The organism is Thermus sp. NMX2.A1, assembly GCF_000511705.1.
In the GTDB taxonomy this organism is placed as follows: Bacteria; Deinococcota; Deinococci; order Deinococcales; family Thermaceae; genus Thermus; species Thermus scotoductus.
This window is the reverse complement of record NZ_ATNI01000068.1, coordinates 1-1,946: the sequence shown is the minus strand read 5'-3', so window position 1 is coordinate 1,946 and position 1,946 is coordinate 1. Positions and strand designations below refer to the sequence as shown.

Sequence of the window (1,946 nt, the reverse complement as noted above, 5' to 3'; positions counted from 1 at the left end):
AGCACTAGATTCTCCTTCATCTCCAGGTACTGACAGAAGCGCAGGAGCAGGCCAGGAGCTCGGTGTGGGATCCTGGGGCTCCAAACAGTAAGGCCGACCAGGGCGCTGGTGCGCAGGAAGAGGGCCTCAACAGCAGCGGTTTTGGAGAACAGCATCCAGGCGGACTCCCCCTTCATGGCCTTGCTGGGGCTGGAAGCGGGACTTGGGCCGCTGGGGGCCTCGAGAGCCACCTCCTCGGCTAGGCGCTGCCACTCCAGTGCGGGTGTGGCGGGCCCCGGAGGAGCCCCCTGACCCCGCCCCCCCGGACCTGGGTCGGCCCCCGGCCCTGGGCAAGGGGCAGCTGATGGGGATCGCGGGGACGGGGCCCTACTACCTGGTCCTCCTGCCCCAGGCGGTGCCCGAGTGGTGGCCGAAGGTGGAAAGGCTCCTCCCCGAGTTCCCCCGGCGCTACGAGGTGCGTTTCTACCCCGGCGGGAGCCGGGCGGTGGTCAGCGGGGACCTGGAGGCCCTGAAGGTGTGGTACAAGCGGGTGCTCAGGGGCTGAACCCCTTCAGGAAGGCGTGGACCCGGAGGAGGCCCAGGAAGGCCTCCGCCGCCTCCTCCCAGGGGACCTCCACCGGCTTGAGCCCGTCCCCCAGGGAGAGGACCAGGCCCCTCTCCACCGCCACCCCCTCCGCCCGCAGGGCCAGGGCGTAGGCCCCCACCTGCAGGAAGTGTTCCGGGTAGACCTGGGAGGAGGTCTTCAGGTCCAGCACCACCACCCGCCCCCCGAAGCGGGCCACCAGGTCCGCCCTTCCCGCGTAGAGGTGCTCGGGGTGGAAGACCGCCTCCTCCGAGCGCAGGGGCTCGCCCCCGTTCCCCTCCCACCACGCCTTGAGGCTCAGGCACATGCCCCTCAGGGGCTCCTCCTCGGGGAGGGGCGGCTTCAGGCCCTTCAGGTAGGCCTCCGCCCAGCTGTGCAGGCTCGCCCCCCGGCCCGCCGCCCTCCGGGCCGCCCGGTGGTGGGCGGTGCCCGCCTCCTGCAGGATGCGCTCCACCTCCTCCGGGGAGAGGACCAGGCCGGGCTGAAGCTCCCCCTTGAGGTATTCCACCACCTGGCGCACCGCCCACTCGTGCAGCCTCTTGTTGAGGCGGTCTGTGACCTCGGTCACGGAAGGGACGGCGATCCAGCGCTCCCCGTCCGGAGAGGCCTCGTAGCCGCCCCCGTTCCGGCGGTAGCGCAAGCGCCAGCCGCTGGGATGGTCCTTGAACAGCCAGTCTTGATAGGCCATGGGCCCCTCCAGGGGTTTGGAACAAAGTATAGAACCTCCAATCAGTAATGGTTGCGCAAGGGGCTTACAAGGATTAAAATGGAATTCGAAAAGAAGGAGGGAAAACTCTATGCGGTTAATCTGGTCTGTTGCGAGTTCGGGTATAGACCAAAACCTTCGGGGTGTAACCTACGGCAAAGGCCTCTTTGTCGCTGTGGGAGACAAGGGGACTATTCTCACATCTTCGGATGGCAAAGCTTGGAGCAAGCAAAACACCGACTTTGGCCAAGATTTATGGGGTGTTACCTACAGCAGAGCGTTTGATGGGTTTATCGCTGTGGGGGCATGGGGAACCGTTCTTTATTCGTCCGACGGTAAAACGTGGTTGAGAAAAAAAGTTAATGGGGCGGATTGGCTTTATGGGGTAGTGGGAGATTCCAGACTTGTTGCAGTAGGCGCAAGAGGCCTCACTATTACTTTCGGGCCATCTTTCAACCAGCCGAGCTCGAAAAGGGAGTGCAATGAGCGACTTTTGGGCGTGGTTTCCCACAACACAGGGGCTCTAAGTGTGGGCGAGAAGGGCACCATTCTTTATTCCCCAGACAAAAAACTTTGGCAAAAAGTAGCAAGCGGGGTCCAGGCCAATCTTTGGGATGTCGCGAAACGGATTTTTGACTCAACCTTTATCGCCGTAGG

The 1,946-nt window shown here is 63.6% G+C and carries 2 protein-coding genes and 1 pseudogene; 2 read left to right on the top strand and 1 reads right to left on the bottom strand.

All coding sequences use genetic code 11. The annotated features are described in order from the left end of the window. The first annotated feature begins 343 nt into the window (after positions 1-343). Positions 344-544 carry a hypothetical protein gene (locus TNMX_RS12635; RefSeq protein WP_084221144.1) on the top strand — a complete coding sequence of 67 codons (201 nt, stop codon included), beginning with the start codon at positions 344-346 and terminating at the stop codon, positions 542-544. Here the strand turns inward: TNMX_RS12635 and TNMX_RS07535 are convergent. Further along, the gene (locus TNMX_RS07535; RefSeq protein WP_038030969.1) at positions 534-1,271 is read right to left on the bottom strand and encodes a PD-(D/E)XK nuclease family protein; all 738 of its coding nucleotides are present in this window, start codon (positions 1,269-1,271) and stop codon (positions 534-536) included. The two genes, TNMX_RS12635 and TNMX_RS07535, sit on opposite strands and share 11 nt — an antisense overlap. Before the next feature lie 109 nt (positions 1,272-1,380). Between TNMX_RS07535 and TNMX_RS12870 the strand changes: the two are divergent. Continuing rightward, positions 1,381-1,946: pseudogene (locus TNMX_RS12870) on the top strand (hypothetical protein); the annotation flags it as partial.

Bases quoted from the DNA above. Each gene is read 5' to 3' on its own strand.
- TNMX_RS12635 (WP_084221144.1), top strand. From the start codon at position 344: ATGGGGATCGCGGGGACGGGGCCCTACTACCTGGTCCTCCTGCCCCAG.
- TNMX_RS07535 (WP_038030969.1), bottom strand. From the start codon at position 1,271: ATGGCCTATCAAGACTGGCTGTTCAAGGACCATCCCAGCGGCTGGCGC.